The following is a 20,123-nucleotide window of genomic DNA, read 5'->3' as shown; positions in this document are numbered from 1 at the left end:
TTGATTTTCCCAGTGATAGGTGTCATGTATAGCAACTAAATTACCTGTTAAGACATCATAGCGATCGCATTAGTTTTTTAATTTATAAAAAATGCAGGGACGTTCTAAGAACTTCCCTGCAGATAACATTATTAATTTACCTGGATTCGGAATTATTTATTCAATCCCTTCAATCTTGTCTTCCACTTCCTGATACAGTTCCCGCAAACGGTCCAGGTTTTCTTCGCTAGTTTCCCAGTAACCGCGTCCGTTGACTTCGAGCAAAGTACCGACGATTTTACGGAAAGAATTGGGGTTCATGTCCATCAAACGCTTACACATTTCAGGGTCGTCGATAAAGGTAGTGTTAACATCTTCATAAACCCAGTTATCTACCGCATCGGCAGTTGCCGACCAGCCCATCGTATTGACCAGACGCTTGGATAGTTCGCGGACACCTTCATAACCGTGACTTAGCATCCCTTCGTACCATTTGGGGTTGAGTAGTTTAGTACGGGCATCTAAACGGACGGTTTCGGAGAGAGTACGAACCTGGGCATTAGCGGTAGTGGTATCGGCAATATATGCTGTAGGCATTTTGCCGTCATCTCTGAGGCTGGAGACGATTTTGGTGGGGTCGGAGTCGAAGTAGTGAGAAACATCAGTTAAACTAATTTCCGATGAATCTAGGTTTTGGAAGGTAACATCGGCTTTTTTTAAGGATGACTCGAATACCTGACGACCTTCTTTCATAACTCCTGGGTTGTCGGAGTCAAAAGCAAAGGATTTGCGGTTGAGATACATATCCTGAAGTTCTTTTTCTTCTTCCCAACTGCTGTTTTCCACAGCCAGGTTGATGTTAGAAGAGTACGAACCAGAAGCGTTAGAAAAGATACGGGTTGCTGCCTGACGAATATTGACCCCCATTTCTGCTGCCTGTTCCTGGGCGTGTTTGCGGACGAAGTTCATTTCTATGGGTTCGTCGGCTTCGGCTGCCATTTTGACACCGCGATCTAAGAGGTTCATCTGATTGATAAACAGATCGCGGAAGACACCAGAACAGTTAACTACTACATCAATCCGAGGACGACCTAATTCTTCCAAGGGAATTAGTTCCAGCTTATTGACTCTACCCAAAGCATCGGGGACGGGACGTACTCCAATCATCCACATGATTTGTGCTAGAGATTCGCCATAGGTTTTAATGTTATCCGTACCCCAGAGAACGCAGGCAATAGTTTCGGGATATTCTCCACCGTTATCTATTTTTTGGCGTTCTATTAAGCGATCTACAACGATTTTTGCTGATTTAACCGCCGCCAGGGTAGGAATTGCCTGGGGATCTAAAGCGTGAATGTTTTTACCTGTAGGCAAGACATTGGGGTTGCGGATCGGATCGCCTCCAGGTCCTGGTAGTACGTATTCACCTTCTAAAGCCTTGAGTAAACCACCGAGTTCGTTATCGGCGCAAACTTGTTCTAAGCAGAATTCAAGATATTCAAATAGTGGTTTTAAAGCTTCGGCATCGACATTTTTATAGCCGTGTTGGTGTAAGGCTTCAACCCAGGGTGATTTTTTACCAATATTTAAAAAGTTGAGTTTGGATACCATCGAGACTCTACCTTCGGCATCTACCTGGGCTTTAACCAAAGCAGATACGGCAGCACGAGTAGCCTGTGTGATGTCTTGAAGTAACTGTACATCTTTTAAAACGCCGCGATCGTTATTGGCATAAATTTCATCGATATCGCGTCCGATGCTGTTGGCAATAATGCGGGGTAAAGAGACAATTTCTTCTTCTTCGCGGTCTAAATTGGAAATATTGACTAAAGTAGCGATCGCTTCTTCGGCTGTTGGCGGTTTACCAATTACGTGCAAGCCACAGGGCAATAAACGAGATTCAATTTCCATCAGCTTTTTGTAAACCAAGCCGATAATTGTATCCCGTTCTTCTTTGGTCATTTCCTTGGCAGTTTTATTGGGAAAGTCAATATCTCGATCTAAGTTAACAAGCTTGGCTTGGTCGATAACCGTATCGACAATTTGAATACCCCGTCCGCCATCTTTAAGGCTTTGATAGGAACCGATCAGTTCCCCTAATTCTTTTAAACCCTTATATAAACCAGCATTTTCCGCAGGAGGAGTTAGATAAGAAATAGTCGAAGCATAGCTGCGGCGTTTGGCGATGGTAGCTTCGGAAGGATTGTTTGCCGCATAGTAATAAATATTGGGGGTACTACCGATCAAACTATCGGGATAACAGTCTCCAGACATACCCATTTGTTTTCCTGGCATGAATTCTAGCGAACCATGAGTACCAAAGTGCAGTACCGCATCGGCTTTCCAAATACTTTCTATGTAGGTGTAGTAAGCAGCAAAACCGTGATGGGGAGAAGCAGAACGAGAAAATAACAGGCGCATGGGGTCGCCTTCGTAACCAAAGGTAGGCTGTACGCCAATAAAGACGTTGCCAAACTCTTTACCGTAGATTAGTAAATTTTTACCATCACTATTTAAATGTCCTGGTGGTTGTCCCCAGTTTTCCTCTAGCTTGACCGAATAAGGAGTTAGTCTTTCGTACTGTTCTACCGACATGCGATGGGCAATATTAAGTTCGGGTGAAGCATACTGCGCCTGGGCATCGTGAATTACCGCCTCCATCAATTCTTGGGGAGATTCGGGTAAGTCTTTTACGTCGTATCCGTTGCCTCGAAGTCCTTTCATTACTTCGTAAATCGAACCGAAGACATCTAAGTATGCAGCCGTACCGACATTACCTTTATCGGGTGGAAAGCTGAATACGGTGATGGCAACTTTTTTAGCTAGTTTGGGTTTTTTACGCAATACTGCCCACTTCATCGCTCTACGGGCGATCGCTTCAACCCGATCCTGTAGGGCGATCGCTCTACCAGTCGCACCGTCTCTACCAGAGGCAATAATCGGTTCGATCGCGCCATCTAGTTCGGGAATGGCAATTTGTAAAGCAACCTGTACGGGGTGCAGTCCCAACTCGCTCGACTCCCATTCTTCGGTAGTTTGAAATACTAAAGGTAATGCCACCATATAGGGACGGTTGAGGCGTTTTAAAGATTCGATCGCTTTGGGATGATCTTGTCTGGCAGGACCTCCTACCAGGGCAAAGCCTGTTAGGGAAACTACGACATCGACAATAGCCTGTTTCTCTCCCGTCGCCCCAAAATAAGCATCTACTGGCTTGGAAAAGTCTAATCCTCCTGCAAACACGGGAATAACTCGCGCTCCCATACATTCTAGTTCTTGTACCATTGCTACATAGTGAGCATCGTCCTGAGTAACTAAGTGAGTGCGTTGCAGTACCAAACCCACACAGGGAGCTAAAGGATCTTTGACATCTTTACTGATGTCGGGGCGGCTATCGTACCAGTTGAGATATTCACCAACATCCTCAAACATTTTTGGTGCGAGAGGATGCCAGATGCCCATGTCTGGATAGACAATTGGTTCGGCGTACTGTAAAAACTTGTCGTTGGGGTATACGTACTTATCTGCCAGCATCAGCAAAAAGTTTTCCAGGTTATCGGCGTTACCACCCAACCAATACTGAAAACTCAGCATAAAGTTACGGGCATCCTGGGCTTTTTCTACAGGCAAGTACTTTAACACTTTAGGCAGAGTCCGCAATAGCTTGAGCATCGCATCTTGAAACGAACTACCAGACTGTTGCTTGCGCTTCCGCATAAACTGAGCGATCGCGCTTTTGGATTGTCCTAGTTGCGCCATTGAAAAGCTGCCTAGTTTGTTGAGACGCATAACTTCGGGCATGGAAGGGAAAACAATAGCGGCATCCAGGCGATCGCGATGGGGCTTGACTGCTTCGACTACTTTTTGAGCTAAATCTTCGATAAAAATTAAAGATGCAATAAATATATTTGCCTCTGCTACATCTTGCTGAAAGTTGGAGTAGTTTTCTGCATCTCGCAATTCTTCAATTAAATAACCGCATAGTTCTACTGCCAAATGAGGATTATTGCTATTAATCGATTTAGCAGCTTCGGTTAGGGTGCTTTGATACTGAGGCTCTAGCACGACATAGACCACCTTTAGTAGTTCGCGTCCATTTAGTGCTTCGGGAGTTACGCGCCGAATGGTGGACTTGACGTGAGTGAACATAAATTTGACTCTCCTTCTTGAACTTAACGGGGCTTTATAGAACGATCGCCGATCTTAAGATAAGGTTTGTAAAACCTACAAAATTGCCAATCTCTATTTATTTATCAAATAATGCACCCCAAAATTATGATATTTGGGGATTTGACACATTTCGATAAAAAAAAATTGATTTATGTTAACAAAGTTTTACAAAAAGTTATAGCAATTACTCACTTGCTTTTTTGCAAAATTTTACTTAAATTTATTGACAAAAAACACCCGTTATGAAAACAAAAAGATGATAATGAAACGTCCAGAAGACAGGGAAGAGCGATCGCTATAAAGCCTCCCCTGGTAAATTTGACCTAATTTCGACTGAGCTAGTATCTACACTGGTCACGCCTTCTACATTTTTAGCAATATCTTTCATTCTGTTGAGAAGATATAAATTAGAAATAGTTCCTTTTAAAATTACCGTGCTACCTTTTTGGGCGACATAAACATCGGAAATACTGGCAAGCTCTAAATCTTGTTCAAACGCTCTGACAACTCTTTGAGCCAAACCACTCAAATCTAACTTCCCATATAAACCAACTCGTTCTAAAGGAATTGATTTTTTTTCTAAATTATTAATTCTTAAATAAAGTCCGAACAAAACCAATGCAATTATCGGTATAGATGTCAATAATAAGAACCATGTTTGCCAAGTTTTTCGGGAATAGCTAGAAAGCTCTGTTTGTAATTTTGGTACATTTAAATATAATTCATTTAAACGCTGACGAAGTTTAGCTTGCTCTATTGCTTGTTCTCTAGTTAGAGATTGTAATCTTAAAATTGCATTAGTCGCTCTATCGGATGTCTGTTTCTTTTCACTTAAAGTAGCAACGTTATTTAAATAAGATCTACTATTTAATTTGCTTAAAATAACTCCAGAGTCAGTTTGAATCAGTAATTTTTCTAGCAATCCAGAACCAATTTGAGTATATCCTTTATCTACAGAACGAATAGCCGCAGCAATATCCTGAAAACTCGTATCTTTTAGCAAATAACCTTTTGCTCCAATCGCTAGTGACTTAGTAATATATTCTTCATTATCATAGGAGCTAAAAATTAAGATTTTAGTATGGGGGAATTTACCAGTAATGATTTTAGCAGCATCAATTCCATTGATACCAGGCATTTCTACATTCATTAAAACAATATTTGGTTTTAATTCTTTCACCTTCTCGATCGCTGTAAAGCCATTATCGGCAACTCCAAGAATTTGAAAGTCTTCCTCAGTTTCGAGCGCAGTTTTAAGAGCTTCTCGAATCATTTTTTGGTCATCTACTAATAAAATAGTAATCATTTCAATACAATTTGAAAATAAAAAATAATATAGTTTATTAAATTAAAAATAATTTTAAGTTTAAGCAATAACTCGTAAGTAATAATAAGTATTTATATCATTGCTTATGTTTTGCTAAAGTGTAAATGTTTTTACTTAACCTTTAACAAACTATTAACTGTATCTTTATAAAACTAAGTAGACTGGTTTTTAAAAAGTTGCAGATTATATTTTTCTAACCTGACGTGAATTCGATGAGAAGAACATTGGCTAGTTTGGCTTTAGGGAACAGGGAACGGGGAACGGGGAATGGATAACGGTGAATAGCCTATTATTTCATTCCTATCGTTCGAGAATAAAATCTATCGAACTGACGTTAACCTGGAAGTTTTTAAATCGGGTCTACAATGATGGGCAACATTTCACTTAATTTCCCAGTCTGCCCAAACCACTCAATTTTAAGTTGACAGAATACTATTTATCTAGACGCGGTTTTTAAACTTTTTAAGTTTGAGGAGGATGATACTCGATCCAATGTTTGGCAATATCGAGACGACGAGCGATCCAAACCCTATCGTGGCTTTGGACATAATCAATAAAGCGGGCTAGTGCTGCAATGCGACCTGGTTTTCCTGCAAGTCTGGCATGAAGACCTACTGACATCATTTTAGGACTGGTTTCTCCTTCGGCATACAAAACATCAAAGGCATCTTTGAGATAGGTATAAAAATCATTGCCGCTATTAAAACCAGGGGCAACGCAATATTTCATATCGTTATTATCGAGAGTGTAGGGAATAATTAGATGGGGTTTGCCTTCTACCGTTACCCAATAGGGCAAGTCATCATTATAAGCATCGGAATCATATAAAAAACCCCCTTCTTCGACAATCAAGCGACGAGTATTGACACTAGGCGCATAGCGACAGTACCAACCCAACGGACGATCGCCTGTCAGTTTTTTTAACGAGGCTACGGCTTTTTGAATGTGTTCTCTTTCTTCTGCTTCATCTAATAGATGGTAGCCAATCCATCGCCAACCATGACAGCAAATATCATAGCCCGCATCGACTATAGCTTTTGTCGCTTTGGGATTGCGTTCTAATGCCAGTGCCGCGCCAAATATAGTTACCTTGATGTTTTTTTCTTTAAATAAGCGCAGCAACCGCCAAAAACCAGCCCTACTGCCATATTCATAGACGGATTCTACCTGTAAATCTCGCATTCCCTTCCCCATCGACGAGCCAGGAACTTCCCTTAAATAAATTTCCGAAGTATCGTCGCCGTCGGGAATAGAATATTCCGAGCCTTCTTCGTAGTTTAAAACTATTTGCAGTGCTATTTTGGCATCATTAGGCCATTGAGGATGGGGAGGATTAGCACCATAACCGACTAAATCTCGCGGATAAGACATATTAGAACTCAAAGTTTATAAAGTTTGGCTATAAATTATATTTTTATTGAACGATCTATCTATCGGAGTATTCTGTTTCCTATCCAATCATTTAGCGATCGCACCACTGTCATCTGCTTTAATTATTGACTAAAATATAAATACAAATATTAAATCGTTCATCTTTCTTTTGACTATTTGAAGAAAGACGGAAGTAAGGAAAATACTTATATCCTGAAGGAACGCACCTCACAACGACACGACAACGGAGGTGACATCCATGAAACTAACCTATCGGGGAGTACAATATATTGAAGCTCAAGCAGAACCAAAACGTCCAATAGTCGATAATCAGGAGATTATTTATCGAGGAAATTCTTCTAAATCGAGAATTGTTCCCAAATTTCCTTTGTCGAAATATATTCTACAGCTATTTTATAAGTCTGAATCAAAACCAATCTTCGATCCAATTACCTTTTGGTACGAACACAAAAGAGATTTTATCGAAGATTGCTGGTTGTTAGACGATGTAGAAAAACTCAACTTTTGTTGGAAATTAACCTTACATTTAGAAAAAACTAAAGCTTTAGAGCAACACCAAAAAAGTAAGAAGACCCAATTAAAATATCGCGGCGTTACCTACTACCGATAAAATTTCGAGCGACTACTGTGACGCGGGCAGTTTTTATGGTTCGGGCTAGCATTCAATTCTGCTGCTATAGTTGTTCTCCACGGGCTTGTGTCTGAAGCTCTCTAAGGGTTTCACGCTGTCTGGCTTTAGATTTTGTGCCGCCAGTAAGGTTAGAGACAATGATAAACGCTGCCAGACCAACTAAAGGACTGATTAAGGTAGGAAAACCATCAAAATCGGTGGTGAATATTCCATTAGGGATGTGAAATAGAGTATTTTCAATACCAAAAGTAGTTGGCATCAAAACAAATAATACTAATCTCGTTAGCGAACCCAAAATAATACAGGAAAGCGCACCTTGCCAAGTAGCTTTAGACCAGTAAATTCCACCAGCTAAAGGAACTAGCAATCCAGCAAATCCCAGATCGAAAGCTAGTAGAAGTAAAACTCCTGTTTGCGGTACTCTCAAAGCAAAAAATACTCCCAAAGCGGTAATTACAAAAGCCATGACGCGAGTAACTAAAAGCAGTCTATCTCCTGCCGCATTGTGGTCGTCGTGACGAATGCCAATAATATTGTGAGCGATTACCGAAGAAGTACCCAAAATAGCTCCATCTGCAGTAGAAAGGGAAGCAGAAAGAATTGCTACGATTACCAATAGTCCCAATAGTGGAGGGATAACACCATCGAGCATGGCATAGAGAATTGGTCCATCAGGTGTAATTCCTGCTTCTGCCAGAATTTGGGGTGCCGAAAGAGCGATTAAGGAAAAAGGAATACCAATAATTAAAGTTCCCACGCAGCCAATCAAACATGCTCTACGAGCGGTTTCTGGACTATCTGCTGCAAAAACTCGTGCCATAAAATCGATCGCGACGATATCTCCCAAGCCTAATGCCAGTAAGGTTGCCCAGTTAATTGCCGCACCAGCAGCAGGATCTGTTAGTTGAGCAAAAGCAAAAGGACCAGTATCGGCAGGAATGGTTAAACCAAAATTGACTGCCACAAAAATTAGTAAGGCAATCGAGCCAATAAAGGCAATCGCTACTTGTATAGCATCGGTATAAGCAACGGCAAATAGACCGCCACTAGCTGTATAAATGAACACGACAATCGCCAGCAGCATGACTCCCGCTGTGTAACTCGTTCCTAAAAAGGCTTCAAATAAGTAACCACCCGCTACCATATTTCCTGCCAACAAGAAAGAAAAACTCAAAACCATGAGTAGTGATGCTACTACTTCGGTTTTACGATTGTATTTGACTCGATAGAAATCTGGTAGGGTAATCAAACCCATGCGGTTCATTGGTTTGGCAAAGAAAAGTGCCGTTAGTAATAAGCACAAAGCCAACCCAATAGGTAAAGAGGCACCTGCCCAGAAACCAAACTCTGCTACTAAGTCTGTATTGCCTAAAGTAGCGTTAGAATCTACCGACTGTGCCATCAATGTTGCTGCCGCCAGGGGTAAAACCAAACCCCGACCCGCAACGAGATAGTTTTCGCTATCTCCTTTAACTTGCTTTGCCGCCCATACCCCAATGCCCAAAGTGGCAAACAAAAATACTAAAATTCCCCAAAATAGAAGTTTTTCGGTCATAAATGCTCCTAGTCAACTCTAGTTATCTAAATATTTCTTTTACTATTGACGTAGCAGTTTAGACGTTTATGTATACGGTATTTGTTCGAGTCGAACAGTTTATCTGCACGAAGACTGTTTCTCAAACTCTAAGCAACTCCGCTTAATTAAACATGAAATAGTTTTGGTTTGGGGGTTTGGGGATATAGGGATTTGGGAAAATTAGAGAAAAAGAAGCAAAATTTTTGCGGCGATCGCTTCAATTCCCCCAACTATTATAATTTGTGCCGTTCGGATATTACCATCTTGGTTTTAAGCTAATTTTAGCGTTATCATATAAATATATAAAAACAGTATATTTTGCTACTAAAAGGAGGCATTTATGACTACTACCAACAACACAAACCGTAACTGGACTACTAAAAAACTCATCCACTTCAGTCGCAGTATCGGTCAAGCTTACTGCTTGGGAATAGATAATGGTCGTTCTAAAAGATCGGCAGATTCTTGGACAACGGAAAAATTTATTGACATGAGCAGAAATTTAAGTTCTGCCTATGGCGTAGATTATTAAGCTTTCAGACATTAGTTATTTGTATTTGAAGTTTGTTTTGCCGATACTGCTAAATAAATGCCGAATAAAACTACGGCAAACGCCAGCCAATTGTAAAGACTCAACTGTTCGGCAAAGATAATCATCGCCAAAACTGCGGCAATTACGGGAATTGATAGCATCGATACGGCGACAAATCCCGAAGAGAATTTAGCCAAGCTATAAGTAAGCAGTCCCTGTCCTAATGCTTGAGAAATTGCACCCAAACCGATAACTGCCAACCAACCAGTAAGAGAAATTGGTAATAGTTGACCTTCAGTAAAAAAAACCAAAGGCAGAACGAACAAACCTCCCGCCAAGCTAGTCCACTGCATGATTATTGGCGTAGAAAATTCCACTCTTAACTGTTCTAAACTTAAAATACTAACTGCCGAAAACATAGCCGCTACTAAAGCCGCACCGTCACCCGTCAGGTTACTATCTGCTAGCTGCATATCCTCAATGCCTATTGCTACAGCACCGCCAATTGCCACCGCCATACCTGCAATGAAACGCGGAGAAAATCGCTGACGAAATATTAGCCAGCCACCTAAAGTAGTAAAAATCGGCATCATGTTATTAAGCAAGGTAGAATTGGCAATACTGGTTTGAGTCAATGACCATGCCCACAGTGATAGCGAAATAGCAAAGCTTATTCCCGCAATTAGCAATAAAATTATCCCTCGTTTGGTATAGGGTTGCGATTGAGACACTCCCTCTGGATTGAGCAGAGAAAAGGTTTTTACTTGATTCCAAATGCTAAATACAACTGCGGCAATTAACAGGCGATCGCAAGTAATCGCATTAGGTTCTATTTCTCTTTCGGCGATCGCAATTAGAATAGAAGCTGAAGCAATACCTAGTAAAGCGACACCTAAAGCTATAGGTGCAATCCAATTACTCGCAGAAACAGTTTCTCTGCCGATTTTTCCTAGCCGAAACTGATACATAAAAACAATAACTTCTAACTACGCATACTGTATTCAGTTAAAAGTTAAATTTAAAAAACTAATGCAATCGGCGATACATTTTGAATAATTAGCAAATTAAGAAATAACAAATAGGCGCGATCGCAATAGATATATTACTTAAAAAGCGATCGCGCCTATTATAAATTAAAGAGTTATGTCTAAAGATACCGAATTTTCTAATGTGTCGCAGTTAGATTGCTTGCAGCATCTTTAGCTCAAATTGAGTTAAAGTCTCAAACAGATCGCTTGAGTCCCATTGGTTCGATAGCGTTGCGGGTAAAGTTAACTCGTTCTTCAAAGTCGAGTTCCTTAATCATCTCGACAAAATTATTGGTTTTTTCGGGCAAAACGTAATCATCAGGAAGGTTAATAATTGTATTTTTTTCCATTCCCTGTGCTAGTAATAACCAAAATTCTAACTCGCCACTAGAACTTAATGCGCCATATTCATGAGAAATTGGTGTATCTTTGCTCTCAACAATGTCTCTTTGTACCTGTAGCTGTTCTTCTGAGGACATAGCCTTTACTTTATCGAATAAAGTGTGTCCCAAAGTATCGACATCAGAAGCAGGTGCGGGATCGAGATTTTCTTTAAGATCTAAATAAACCCCGTCCAGTTTGAAAACTGGAGTTTTGGCTCAAAATCAAATAGGCTGATTAAGAGAAGAAAAATAAGATCGATTTGATGTTAAAAGTAGATTACGCTCGTTGGAATCAAAGCAAAGAGTTATTAAGAACAGAGGCATTGGCTGCCAAACATCCTCGAACAAGAGAGAGACTGATGGCATTGTATGAAATTAGTGAAGGGAAAAGTGCTACAAAGGTAGGGGAACAAACCCGAAGAAATCCCCAAACAGTAATGGAATGGGTGCATCGTTATAATCAAGAAGGTCTCAAAGCCGTCGAGTATCAAAGAACGGGAGGAAGAAACCCTTTTTTTCCGAAACGGTGCGAAAAGATTTAGGGAATCAAATCCAGAAAGCTCTTTTAAGGTCAGCATTAGCACCACAAGAAAGAGGGAGGAAATCTCAAGGGTTTCCACGTTGGACGTTAAAAAGATTCGTCCACTGGCTGAAACAGAAGTGGAAGATAAATTGTTGTCGAGAGACAGTCAGAAAAACTCTTAAGCAGATGGGTTTTTCCTGGAAGAAAGCGAAGAAGTTGCTTAATAAAGGCAATACCGCCAAAAGAGCTGAATTTGTCGAACAAATTACTGAATTATTAGAGGATGCACTTCATCAAAAGCGATTAATTATCTATATTGATGAAGCCCATATACATTTAGATACCGATGAAGGTTACGGTTGGTCAATTCGGGGAGAAAGGTTTTGGGTCAGCTCTAGTTCTCCTGGAAGAAAGAAAGTCTCTTTTTATGGTGTTTACCTCTATAATCAGGCGCAAACCAGAATTTTTCCTTATGAGAAAGCAGAGAAAATTAATACCATTGATGTTCTCAAAAAGTTGCGAGTCGAATTTCCCCAGCAACAAATAACTGTGGTTTGGGATGGCGCACCATATCATCGTGCTAAAGTGGTCACCGAGGCAGCATCAGCAATGGACATCCATCTTCTACAATTACCTGGCTATAGCCCAGATTTTATGCCTGTCGAACATCTTTGGCAATGGCTCAGAGAAGACATAACTTATCATGTTTGTTATGACCAACAACAAGAGTTAATTTCTGCTGTTGCTGATTTTCAGCATCTAATTAATACTACTCCACTGTTTTTAAGCGATCGCTTGTGGGTTAAAAAACACCTCGATCCAGAAGAAGAAAAACTACGGTTTTCAAAGTAGATGCGGTTTAGCCGTACCAAAGCAAGGCTAGTTTGGTATCGGTATCAAATTTATTAAATTCTTCGAGTGGTTGTTTAATACTTTCAAGAGTTATGTAGGTCATAAATTACCTCAATAATTGCGATTGTTGTCATTAACAGACTAGTAAAAGAATTACTGAGGCTAAATTACCGTTAGATAGACATTGCCAACAAAAACAAATTGCGAAGTTCTGTCACTTGGGGGAGGATGATAATTTGGTTGAGTTATAGTAACAGCGTGTAGCATAAAATAAGTTTATTGATGAGCTACTAACTAAAATCTTTAGTCAGCATAGACATCACCAGGTGCATTATTTTTTGTATTATTGGTATTGTTACTTGCATTACCAACGCTAGAGTTTTCTCCCACTGGCGTTAATTGTTCTACATTTGTAGCAACTATAGATTGGTTAAACTTAGAGTACTCGTCGTCTAGTTTGTAAATATCCGTTTCAGGTTGAATGATAATTTCTCTTCCGTCCGTTTCACCGACAATTAAACCGTCAGTTGTTTCTACATCGGTAAATACAGTTATATTGCCTTGATTTTCTTTAAGAACGATATAGTCGCCTTTTACACTATTACAGTAAACAGCCTCTACCTGTGCTTCTTTTCCATAAAACATTGGCTGTAACTCTTGAATGCGCTTATTGATTTTAGCTGCCAAACAAAGATAATTACCTTTAGCTCCCACTCTTTTGGCAGTAGCAGCCGTACTCGATCCGAGTAATATAACCAGTGCTAGTAAATATTTAATCACGTTAACTTTATTTAAATGAAGGTTTTATGAAGTCAATATAAACTTCAATCGAGCTACGAAGGTGCGATCGCGATCTTATAAATGTAGTAATATTGCACCATATCGATAAGTAAAAGTTTGCTATCAAAGGCTGACGGGGAGATGCGGAGCTCTGAATGTAGCATTCATTTTTGGATTTCATATAAACACTAAAAAACCTGCAAACTAATAATTTGCAGGCAAGATTAAATTAAAGATTTAGTTTGACAGAAAGCTTAAAGCTTATGGCTTATAGCTCTTTTTTGATATTTTATTCGTCGTCTAAAGCGACAATGCCTGGTAGTTGCTTTCCTTCAAGTAATTCTAAGCTAGCACCGCCACCAGTAGAAATATGGCTCATCTTAGAGGCTACACCGACTTTTTCTACGGCTGCAACCGAATCGCCACCACCGATTATAGTAACGGCATCTGATTTATCTGCCAGGGTATTGGCGATCGCCTCTGTACCTTTGGCAAACTTTTCAAACTCAAACACTCCCATAGGACCGTTCCAAATTACCGAGTTACAGTCTGCTAGAGCCTCTTGAAAGACTTTAACAGAGTCGGGACCGATATCTAACCCCATCCAGCCATCGGGAATTTCTTCTACGCTAACTACTTTCGAGTTAGCATCAGCAGCAAAATTATCGGCAATAACGACATCAGTTGGCAACAAAAAGTCAACACCTTGTTCTTTAGCTTTGGCTTCTAAAGATTTTGCCAGTTCTAGCTTGTCTTCTTCTACCAAGGAATTACCGACGCTCATACCGCGAGCTTTATAAAAAGTAAAAATCATGCCGCCGCCAATTAGCAGTTTGTCGCATTTTTCTATTAGAGTTTCGATCACGCCAATTTTGCTAGAAACCTTAGAACCGCCAATAATTGCCGCCAGAGGATTTTGGGGATTATTAACTGCATTTTGCAGGTAGTCTAGTTCTTTTTCGATTAAATAACCACCAACACAAGGACTGAGGTGTTTGGTTACGCCTTCAGTCGAAGCATGAGCGCGATGTGCCGTACCAAAGGCATCGTTGACATATAGATCGGCATTGGCAGCTAACTGTTTGGCAAATTCGGGATCGTTGCTAGTTTCTCCTTTATGAAAACGCAGGTTTTCGAGCAAAACCACCTGACCATTTTCTAGAGAATCTACTGCGGATTTAACTTCCTCGCCAATACAATCGTCGCATTTAATAACTTCGATTCCCAGCAATTCTGAAAGTCTTTTGGCAACAGGAGTTAAGCGCAGTTCTTCTTTAACTTGTCCTTTAGGACGACCCATATGGCTGCACAAAATTACTTTTCCACCTTTACCAATCAAATCTTCGATTGTAGGTAGAGCGGCTTTAATGCGGGTATCGTCGGAAATATTGCCACTATCGTCGAGAGGCACATTAAAATCAGCCCTTACTAGAACTCTTTTGCCTGCTACATCTGCCTCTGTCAAACTCGCTACGGTCTTTTTAGCCACTATTACTTTCCTCCTGTTGCCTGTGGTTGTTGTGGAGTAACAAAAATTAAATCCGACCCAAAGATAAAAAACTTAACTATTGGGTCTTAGGATTAATCTACCAGAGGAGTTGCACTAAGAAAAGTCTTTGTAGTGCATTTGCGTAGCGTAAATCTATTCTGCCAGTTCGAGTTGCTCTAGGCGCAACCAAACGTTAGGGGTAGGAACGTAAAACTTTACCAAAGCATATTCTTCATCATCGTCCATTTCTAAAATTTCCCCTTTGCTCTCAAAAATGTAGCTGGGTAAAGTGCGATCGCTAGCCAAAGCTTCCACACTATTTTCGATTTTTTCTTTAACTACATGTACTAACGCGCCTTTTTTTAGTTTATCTGCCATTTTTTTTACAATCGAACGACAATTCATTATTATCTCTTAATTCAGAAAACAGAGACAAACTCTTAAAAATTTTGCAGACATCAACTAACTATCTCCAACCTGTAAACTGATAAAAAACCGTACGATCTAAAAACAAATTATTCTAACTGTAATTCTGGTTTGAGCAAAATTACTCATGGACTATAAAGAAGCTGGTGTAGATGTTGAAGCAGGACGTTCTTTTGTTACTCAAATTCGCCAAGACGTAGAAAGCACCAAACGCCCTGAAGTTTTGGGTGCGTTAGGAGGATTTAGCGGCTGTTTTCAAATGCCATTGGGATACCAGGAACCCGTAATGGTATCGGGTACCGATGGAGTAGGAACCAAACTGAAGCTAGCTCAAGTACTCGATCGCCACGATACGGTTGGTATAGATTTGGTGGCAATGTGCGTCAATGATATTTTGACTAGTGGTGCAGAACCATTATTTTTTCTGGATTATTTAGCTACGGGCAAACTAAACTCTCAGCAGCTAGCCGAGGTAGTTAGAGGAATTGCCGCAGGCTGTCGGATGAGTGGTTGTGCTTTATTGGGGGGTGAAACTGCCGAAATGCCTGGTTTTTACCAGCTTGGTGAATACGATCTGGCGGGTTTTTGTGTTGGGGTAGTAGAGAAAAGCAAATTAATAGACGGTTCGCAAATTCAACTTGGCGATGTAGCGATCACGCTAGCTAGTTCTGGGGTTCACAGCAACGGTTTTAGCTTAGTACGCAAAATTGTCGAATCTCAACGGCTAAATTGGGATTACGCGCCAGAGATTTTAGGCGGTAAAACTATTGGCGAAGAACTGATTACCCCAACACGTATCTATGTAAAACCAATTTTAGAATTACTGCGGCAAGGAATTGAAATTCGGGGTATGGCGCATATTACTGGCGGTGGTTTGCCAGAAAATTTACCCCGTTGTTTACCCGCAGGGCGATCGCTCAAAATAAATCTTAATTGGCAAATTCCACCTATTTTTCAATGGCTGTCTGATGCTGGCAGTTTAACTCAAGAAACAATGTTAAATACATTCAATTTAGGTGTTGGGTTTGTGGTAATTGTTCCTCCCGACTCTGTATCTTCAACAATTGCTTACCTAGAAACACAACAAATCACCGCTTTTCAAATTGGAGAAGTGGTAGAGGGTGAAGGAAATTTGGCGATCGAGTAATAGGGGTATACTGCTATCTGCACTAATCTAATAGGTATTTTGACTTAAGATATGGCTATGACTTTAGATTTAGAGTACGAGTTTACAAGATTCAGCTACAACAATCATTCGGTATGTGTAAATTCTAATAACTTAAATTTAGTTGAAGTAGCCATTATTAATCTTTTAGGTCAAGAAGGATATCGACAAATTCCAAAACCTCCATTACCTCAAAATGATAAGCTGCTAATTCAAACATTATGCTCAAGTCCTTGGGAAATAATGTCTTACTTAAAAGTTATCGCTATATCTATTGGTAATTATGGCTGGTCAGTTATCAAGGCATTCCCTTCTGAACTATTCTGTCGCAGAGCAAAAAAAACAAAGCTACCTTTACTCGCAAGATTGGCATCACAACAGAAGTTCGATGCTTTTCACAATACAGTCTTACAGAGATACTGGGGAGTTTTGATAGAAGCTAATTCTTCAGGGCGAACTCTGGCTTCAGGCTATCTCGATTCAGATTATATGGAATATATACGATTTTATACAAAACGTATTCAAGAATCTAAAGGATACAAAAATTTTTCTTTAATAGAGGTTCCTAGAGAATTTCAATGGGCTGGCAGTGTTAGTAGCATTTTTAATGAAAGAGAAAAACAAAAACGAGAGGAAGAACTTGAATTACTTTATCAAAGTGATGAAAAAGAAATAAGAGATAAAGCTTGGTCTGAGTGGAAAGAACTGAATATGAGTTGGTTTGAAAGAAGAGATGAAGATTTAGGAAAATTAATCTGTAAATCTGATTTTTTTTGGCATGAAAATAAACTTTTATACAAAGCCTATGCCGAACCAGAGCAATTAGAGAAAGATAGAGTTAGACTTTTATTTTTTCAAACAGGCAGATTTGACCTCGATCCTAGTACTGAAGAAATTTGGTCGCCAATAACTTCAAGAAAAGATTATGGAATCGAGCGCGATATTCCATTTTAGTCATACAAAATCGTTAGATTGCGGTCAAAAATGGGAATAATCGGTTTAACCGATTTGTTTCCATAACTAACCAATGACCAAAGCTGATTACCCTACCGTTACCCAATCTGGTAAAGCAATTTATCAAAAAATATCTGACAATATTCAAAAAGTAGTTAAAGGACAATCGGCAGCGATCGCCAAGCTGCTAGCTGCCTTTGCCAGTGGCGGTCATGTATTGTTAGAAGACTATCCTGGCACTGGTAAAACTACCTTAGCTAAAGCCCTGGCTTTATCTATCGACGCTTCATTCAAACGTATTCAGTTTACCCCAGATCTTTTACCTTCCGATATTTTAGGGGTTTCAATTTTCGATCGCCGCGATCGCCTGTTTCATTTTCATGAAGGTCCGATTTTTGCCAACATCGTTTTAGTAGATGAAATCAATCGTGCTTCACCGAGAACCCAATCGGCACTGTTAGAAGCAATGGCGGAATCACAAGTAAGTGTCGATGGACAAATAAAAAAGTTAAAAGACCTCTTTTTTACCATTGCCACCCAAAATCCTGTAGGTTCTCACGGCACCTATCCCCTACCCGAAGCCCAAATGGATCGCTTCGCTATTAAATTTAGCTTGGGGTATATTGAGCCAGAAACTGAAGTACAAGTTCTTTCAGACCGCTTGCAAAGTCAGCCAATCGATCGCATCGAACCTTGCGTTTCTCTAGAAGAAGCGATCGCCCTCAAACAGCAAACTAAGAAGATTAGAATTAGCCCAGCTATTCAACGTTATGTAGTAGATATTGTCAGTGCTACCCGTTCTGCACCAGGAGTCTTGTTGGGAGCTAGTCCCAGAGCTTCTTTAGCGTTAATGAAGTTGTCTCAGGCTTTGGCTTTATTTAATGAATCAGAATTCGTTACTCCAGAACACGTCCGCGAGTTAGCGGTAGCGGCAATTGCCCATCGTTTGGTTATGGAGTCTCAAGCTCGTTTTTCAGGTGTAACTGCCGAAAACACAGTAGAAGAAATTCTCAATACCGTTTCCGTTCCTGCGTAATATGAAATTTATCTATCGTTTGTTTTGCTCGCTCTACGCCGTTCAACAATGGGCAACTAGACGCTTTACTACTATTGGTTGGGGAGTACTGGTTTTAATCGCTCTTTCTGCATTGGTTGGACTAGATACCAAACAGACTAGAGCAGCGCAAATATTTATGCTGTTATTAGCAATGGCGATCGTGGCTATAATTTACAGTCTGCGTTTTCGCTATCGTTTTAGTGCCGAACGCATTTTACCCCGATTTGCCACTGTGGGGTCTAAACTGCAATATCCAATTTTTATCTACAATCGAACCAATAAAAAGCAATCGGGACTGAAATTATTAGAAAATTTTGCCGATCCTCGTCCCAACTATGCTCAATTCAAGCAAATGCTGCGGCTAGAGCGTAAAAAACATCGCTTTATTTCTCTAAGTTTATTGTATTACCAATGGTTAAAAGCGATCGCCCGCCAGCGTAAAGCGACTGCTAAAACAGTAGACATACCTACGATGCTACCAGATGGTAAAACTAAAGTCACGGTCGAGTTAGAACCTTGTCATCGAGGCTCAATGAGACTTACAGGAGTTACTGTTGCCCGCCCCGATCCTTTTGGGATATTTAACGCCTTTAAAACTGTCTCTTTAGCGCAATCATTGCTGATTTTACCCAAAAGATATCAGTTACCACCGCTCAGACTTTCTGGCGGCAGAAGTGCCCAATCTGGAGATGTTGCTCTCACCTCTTCGGTAGGTGATTCAGAAGAATTTGTCTCTTTGAGAGATTATCGCCCAGGAGATCCCCTACGTAAAATACATTGGAGAAGTTGGGCAAAAACCGATAAACCAGTTATTAAAGAAGAGCAAAATGAATATTTTGTGCGACACGCCCTAATTTTAGATACTTTTTTGACTAAAAAAAGCGTATCGGTTGGGAAAAATTCTTCGCCAGTGTTTGACTCAAATTCTAAAAGACGAGAAAATCTCCAGCCTCCATCTCTGCACCAGGAAAATAAAATTTTGGAAGAAGCAATCTCTGTTGCAGCTTCATTTGCCTGCGATTTTCAAACTCAAGAATCTTTATTAGATTTGATGTTTGTCGGTCAAGAGGCATACTGTTTTACTGCTGGCAGAGGGTTGGGAAATGCCGAGAAAATGTTAGAAATTTTGGCTGGCGTTAGTGCCTGTGGCGATCGCCAGTTCGATCGACTTACTCAGACGGTATTAAGTAGAGTATCGCTGTTGAGTGGCTGTATTTGCATTCTGCTGGCTTGGGATGAAGCTAGAAAAAACTTGGTCAATCATTTGCAAACATTAAATGTTCCCTTGTTGGTCTTGATAATTGCCGAGGAAGAAGACACAACCGAGAAATATTATGGAGATAACATACACTGTTTACGTGTAGGAAAAATTCAAGAAGATTTGACGATTAAACTCGCTTCAGTTATTTGACTAACATAACTTAGGTTTAATTAATAGCTTAAAGGGAAACCGTACGCAGGTTTACTACTGTTAAGATCGCACTATTGCGATCGCCAATTTACGATTCACTTAGTTCGACATCTACTTCGTCAACATCATTTTTTCCTGGTACATCGGTAGTTATCTTCAGTTGTGCTACGTTGACTACTCCGACGGCAACTTCTAAAGTTACTCGCTCGCCATTAATATTTTTTTTCCTTACTCTTTCACCAGCTATTTGCAGCATATCCAAACCTTGGTCTACCGCTGTTTTGATGGCTTTTTCGGTTACTTTTTCTGCTTTATCATTAGTTACATTAGAAACTCGGTCGGCAACTTTTTTACCTGTTTGTTCCACGGCACTAGTAACTTGATTCATTAGTTTTTTGCTTTTTTGAGGAATATTTTCTAAATTCATTTTTTAACTTTTTTAAATTCT

At 40.1% G+C, this 20,123-nt stretch carries 18 protein-coding genes and 1 riboswitch; of the genes, 8 read left to right on the top strand and 10 right to left on the bottom strand.

Translation table 11 applies throughout. The features are described from left to right. Positions 1 to 156: 156 nt before the first annotated feature. From KV40_RS19235 to puuE, 3 genes are all read right to left on the bottom strand, one after another. Positions 157 to 4,128 carry a magnesium chelatase subunit H gene (locus KV40_RS19235; protein ID WP_036484856.1) on the bottom strand — a complete coding sequence of 1,324 codons (3,972 nt, stop codon included), beginning with the start codon at positions 4,126 to 4,128 and terminating at the stop codon, positions 157 to 159. A gap of 316 nt (positions 4,129 to 4,444) precedes the next feature. After that, the gene (locus KV40_RS32330; protein ID WP_052055770.1) at positions 4,445 to 5,455 is read right to left on the bottom strand and encodes a response regulator; all 1,011 of its coding nucleotides are present in this window, start codon (positions 5,453 to 5,455) and stop codon (positions 4,445 to 4,447) included. Positions 5,456 to 5,938: 483 nt separating this feature from the next. After that, positions 5,939 to 6,847 (bottom strand): allantoinase PuuE, encoded by a 909-nt coding sequence (gene puuE, locus KV40_RS19225; protein ID WP_036484854.1) that lies wholly within the window; start codon positions 6,845 to 6,847, stop codon positions 5,939 to 5,941. A gap of 153 nt (positions 6,848 to 7,000) precedes the next feature. Continuing rightward, a riboswitch (Glutamine riboswitch) is annotated at positions 7,001 to 7,075 on the top strand. A 31-nt stretch (positions 7,076 to 7,106) separates the two neighbouring features. Here puuE and KV40_RS19220 point away from each other — a divergent pair. Further along, positions 7,107 to 7,478 carry a DUF4278 domain-containing protein gene (locus KV40_RS19220; protein WP_036484852.1) on the top strand — a complete coding sequence of 124 codons (372 nt, stop codon included), beginning with the start codon at positions 7,107 to 7,109 and terminating at the stop codon, positions 7,476 to 7,478. Positions 7,479 to 7,542: 64 nt separating this feature from the next. Here the strand turns inward: KV40_RS19220 and KV40_RS19215 are convergent, their stop codons facing one another. Beyond that, on the bottom strand, positions 7,543 to 9,054 hold the full coding sequence (locus KV40_RS19215) for a sodium:solute symporter family protein (RefSeq protein WP_036484850.1): 1,512 nt from the start codon (positions 9,052 to 9,054) through the stop codon (positions 7,543 to 7,545). A gap of 361 nt (positions 9,055 to 9,415) precedes the next feature. On the opposite strand from KV40_RS19215, the gene KV40_RS19210 reads away from it, so the two are divergent. After that, positions 9,416 to 9,607 (top strand): hypothetical protein, encoded by a 192-nt coding sequence (locus tag KV40_RS19210; protein ID WP_036484849.1) that lies wholly within the window; start codon positions 9,416 to 9,418, stop codon positions 9,605 to 9,607. Positions 9,608 to 9,618: 11 nt separating this feature from the next. Here the strand turns inward: KV40_RS19210 and KV40_RS19205 are convergent, their stop codons facing one another. Then, complete coding sequence (locus KV40_RS19205) at positions 9,619 to 10,575, bottom strand: DMT family transporter (RefSeq protein ID WP_036484847.1); 957 nt, start codon at positions 10,573 to 10,575, stop codon at positions 9,619 to 9,621. A gap of 254 nt (positions 10,576 to 10,829) precedes the next feature. Next, complete coding sequence (locus tag KV40_RS33525) at positions 10,830 to 11,213, bottom strand: orange carotenoid protein N-terminal domain-containing protein (protein WP_081942892.1); 384 nt, start codon at positions 11,211 to 11,213, stop codon at positions 10,830 to 10,832. Positions 11,214 to 11,281: 68 nt separating this feature from the next. Here KV40_RS33525 and KV40_RS19195 point away from each other — a divergent pair, with 68 nt between their 5' ends. Further along, positions 11,282 to 11,560: a helix-turn-helix domain-containing protein gene (locus tag KV40_RS19195; RefSeq protein WP_036476788.1), complete on the top strand. Its 279-nt coding sequence runs from the start codon at positions 11,282 to 11,284 to the stop codon at positions 11,558 to 11,560. Beyond that, positions 11,545 to 12,393, top strand: a complete 849-nt coding sequence (locus KV40_RS19190; protein ID WP_072013741.1) for an IS630 family transposase — start codon at positions 11,545 to 11,547, stop codon at positions 12,391 to 12,393. Before KV40_RS19195 ends, KV40_RS19190 begins: the two co-directional genes overlap by 16 nt. Before the next feature lie 303 nt (positions 12,394 to 12,696). Here the strand turns inward: KV40_RS19190 and KV40_RS19185 are convergent, their stop codons facing one another. The 3 genes from KV40_RS19185 to KV40_RS19175 all read right to left on the bottom strand — a co-directional run bounded on the left by KV40_RS19185 (position 12,697) and on the right by KV40_RS19175 (position 15,040). Next, positions 12,697 to 13,173, bottom strand: coding sequence for a hypothetical protein (locus KV40_RS19185; RefSeq protein WP_036484845.1), 477 nt, complete (start codon positions 13,171 to 13,173; stop codon positions 12,697 to 12,699). A gap of 289 nt (positions 13,174 to 13,462) precedes the next feature. Continuing rightward, positions 13,463 to 14,662 (bottom strand): phosphoglycerate kinase, encoded by a 1,200-nt coding sequence (gene pgk / locus KV40_RS19180; RefSeq protein ID WP_036484843.1) that lies wholly within the window; start codon positions 14,660 to 14,662, stop codon positions 13,463 to 13,465. A gap of 153 nt (positions 14,663 to 14,815) precedes the next feature. Continuing rightward, a complete protein-coding gene (locus KV40_RS19175; protein WP_036485071.1) occupies positions 14,816 to 15,040 on the bottom strand; it encodes an NAD(P)H-quinone oxidoreductase subunit O in 225 nt (74 codons plus the stop codon). A gap of 175 nt (positions 15,041 to 15,215) precedes the next feature. On the opposite strand from KV40_RS19175, the gene purM reads away from it, so the two are divergent. The 4 genes from purM (at position 15,216) to KV40_RS19155 (ending at position 19,675) form a co-directional block, all read left to right on the top strand. Beyond that, a complete protein-coding gene (purM, locus tag KV40_RS19170) occupies positions 15,216 to 16,235 on the top strand; it encodes a phosphoribosylformylglycinamidine cyclo-ligase (protein ID WP_036484841.1) in 1,020 nt (339 codons plus the stop codon). Between the two features lie 57 nt (positions 16,236 to 16,292). Further along, positions 16,293 to 17,207 carry a hypothetical protein gene (locus KV40_RS19165; RefSeq protein ID WP_156114087.1) on the top strand — a complete coding sequence of 305 codons (915 nt, stop codon included), beginning with the start codon at positions 16,293 to 16,295 and terminating at the stop codon, positions 17,205 to 17,207. A 73-nt stretch (positions 17,208 to 17,280) separates the two neighbouring features. After that, the gene (locus tag KV40_RS19160) at positions 17,281 to 18,243 is read left to right on the top strand and encodes a MoxR family ATPase (protein WP_036484837.1); all 963 of its coding nucleotides are present in this window, start codon (positions 17,281 to 17,283) and stop codon (positions 18,241 to 18,243) included. A gap of 1 nt (position 18,244) precedes the next feature. Beyond that, positions 18,245 to 19,675, top strand: coding sequence for a DUF58 domain-containing protein (locus tag KV40_RS19155; protein WP_036484835.1), 1,431 nt, complete (start codon positions 18,245 to 18,247; stop codon positions 19,673 to 19,675). 88 nt (positions 19,676 to 19,763) lie between these two features. On the opposite strand, the gene KV40_RS19150 is transcribed toward KV40_RS19155, so the two are convergent. Beyond that, on the bottom strand, positions 19,764 to 20,102 hold the full coding sequence (locus KV40_RS19150; protein ID WP_036484832.1) for a hypothetical protein: 339 nt from the start codon (positions 20,100 to 20,102) through the stop codon (positions 19,764 to 19,766). Positions 20,103 to 20,123 lie beyond the last annotated feature (21 nt).

Origin of the sequence: Myxosarcina sp. GI1 (genome assembly GCF_000756305.1) — a bacterium.
Classification (GTDB): Bacteria; Cyanobacteriota; Cyanobacteriia; order Cyanobacteriales; family Xenococcaceae; genus Myxosarcina.
This window is presented reverse-complemented; position numbering and strand designations above follow the sequence as displayed.

Bases quoted from the DNA above. Each gene is read 5' to 3' on its own strand.
- KV40_RS19235 (WP_036484856.1), bottom strand. From the start codon at position 4,128: ATGTTCACTCACGTCAAGTCCACCATTCGGCGCGTAACTCCCGAAGCA.
- KV40_RS32330 (WP_052055770.1), bottom strand. From the start codon at position 5,455: ATGATTACTATTTTATTAGTAGATGACCAAAAAATGATTCGAGAAGCT.
- puuE (WP_036484854.1), bottom strand. From the start codon at position 6,847: ATGTCTTATCCGCGAGATTTAGTCGGTTATGGTGCTAATCCTCCCCAT.
- KV40_RS19220 (WP_036484852.1), top strand. From the start codon at position 7,107: ATGAAACTAACCTATCGGGGAGTACAATATATTGAAGCTCAAGCAGAA.
- KV40_RS19215 (WP_036484850.1), bottom strand. From the start codon at position 9,054: ATGACCGAAAAACTTCTATTTTGGGGAATTTTAGTATTTTTGTTTGCC.
- KV40_RS19210 (WP_036484849.1), top strand. From the start codon at position 9,416: ATGACTACTACCAACAACACAAACCGTAACTGGACTACTAAAAAACTC.
- KV40_RS19205 (WP_036484847.1), bottom strand. From the start codon at position 10,575: ATGTATCAGTTTCGGCTAGGAAAAATCGGCAGAGAAACTGTTTCTGCG.
- KV40_RS19195 (WP_036476788.1), top strand. From the start codon at position 11,282: ATGTTAAAAGTAGATTACGCTCGTTGGAATCAAAGCAAAGAGTTATTA.
- KV40_RS19175 (WP_036485071.1), bottom strand. From the start codon at position 15,040: ATGGCAGATAAACTAAAAAAAGGCGCGTTAGTACATGTAGTTAAAGAA.
- purM (WP_036484841.1), top strand. From the start codon at position 15,216: ATGGACTATAAAGAAGCTGGTGTAGATGTTGAAGCAGGACGTTCTTTT.
- KV40_RS19165 (WP_156114087.1), top strand. From the start codon at position 16,293: ATGACTTTAGATTTAGAGTACGAGTTTACAAGATTCAGCTACAACAAT.
- KV40_RS19160 (WP_036484837.1), top strand. From the start codon at position 17,281: ATGACCAAAGCTGATTACCCTACCGTTACCCAATCTGGTAAAGCAATT.
- KV40_RS19155 (WP_036484835.1), top strand. From the start codon at position 18,245: ATGAAATTTATCTATCGTTTGTTTTGCTCGCTCTACGCCGTTCAACAA.
- KV40_RS19150 (WP_036484832.1), bottom strand. From the start codon at position 20,102: ATGAATTTAGAAAATATTCCTCAAAAAAGCAAAAAACTAATGAATCAA.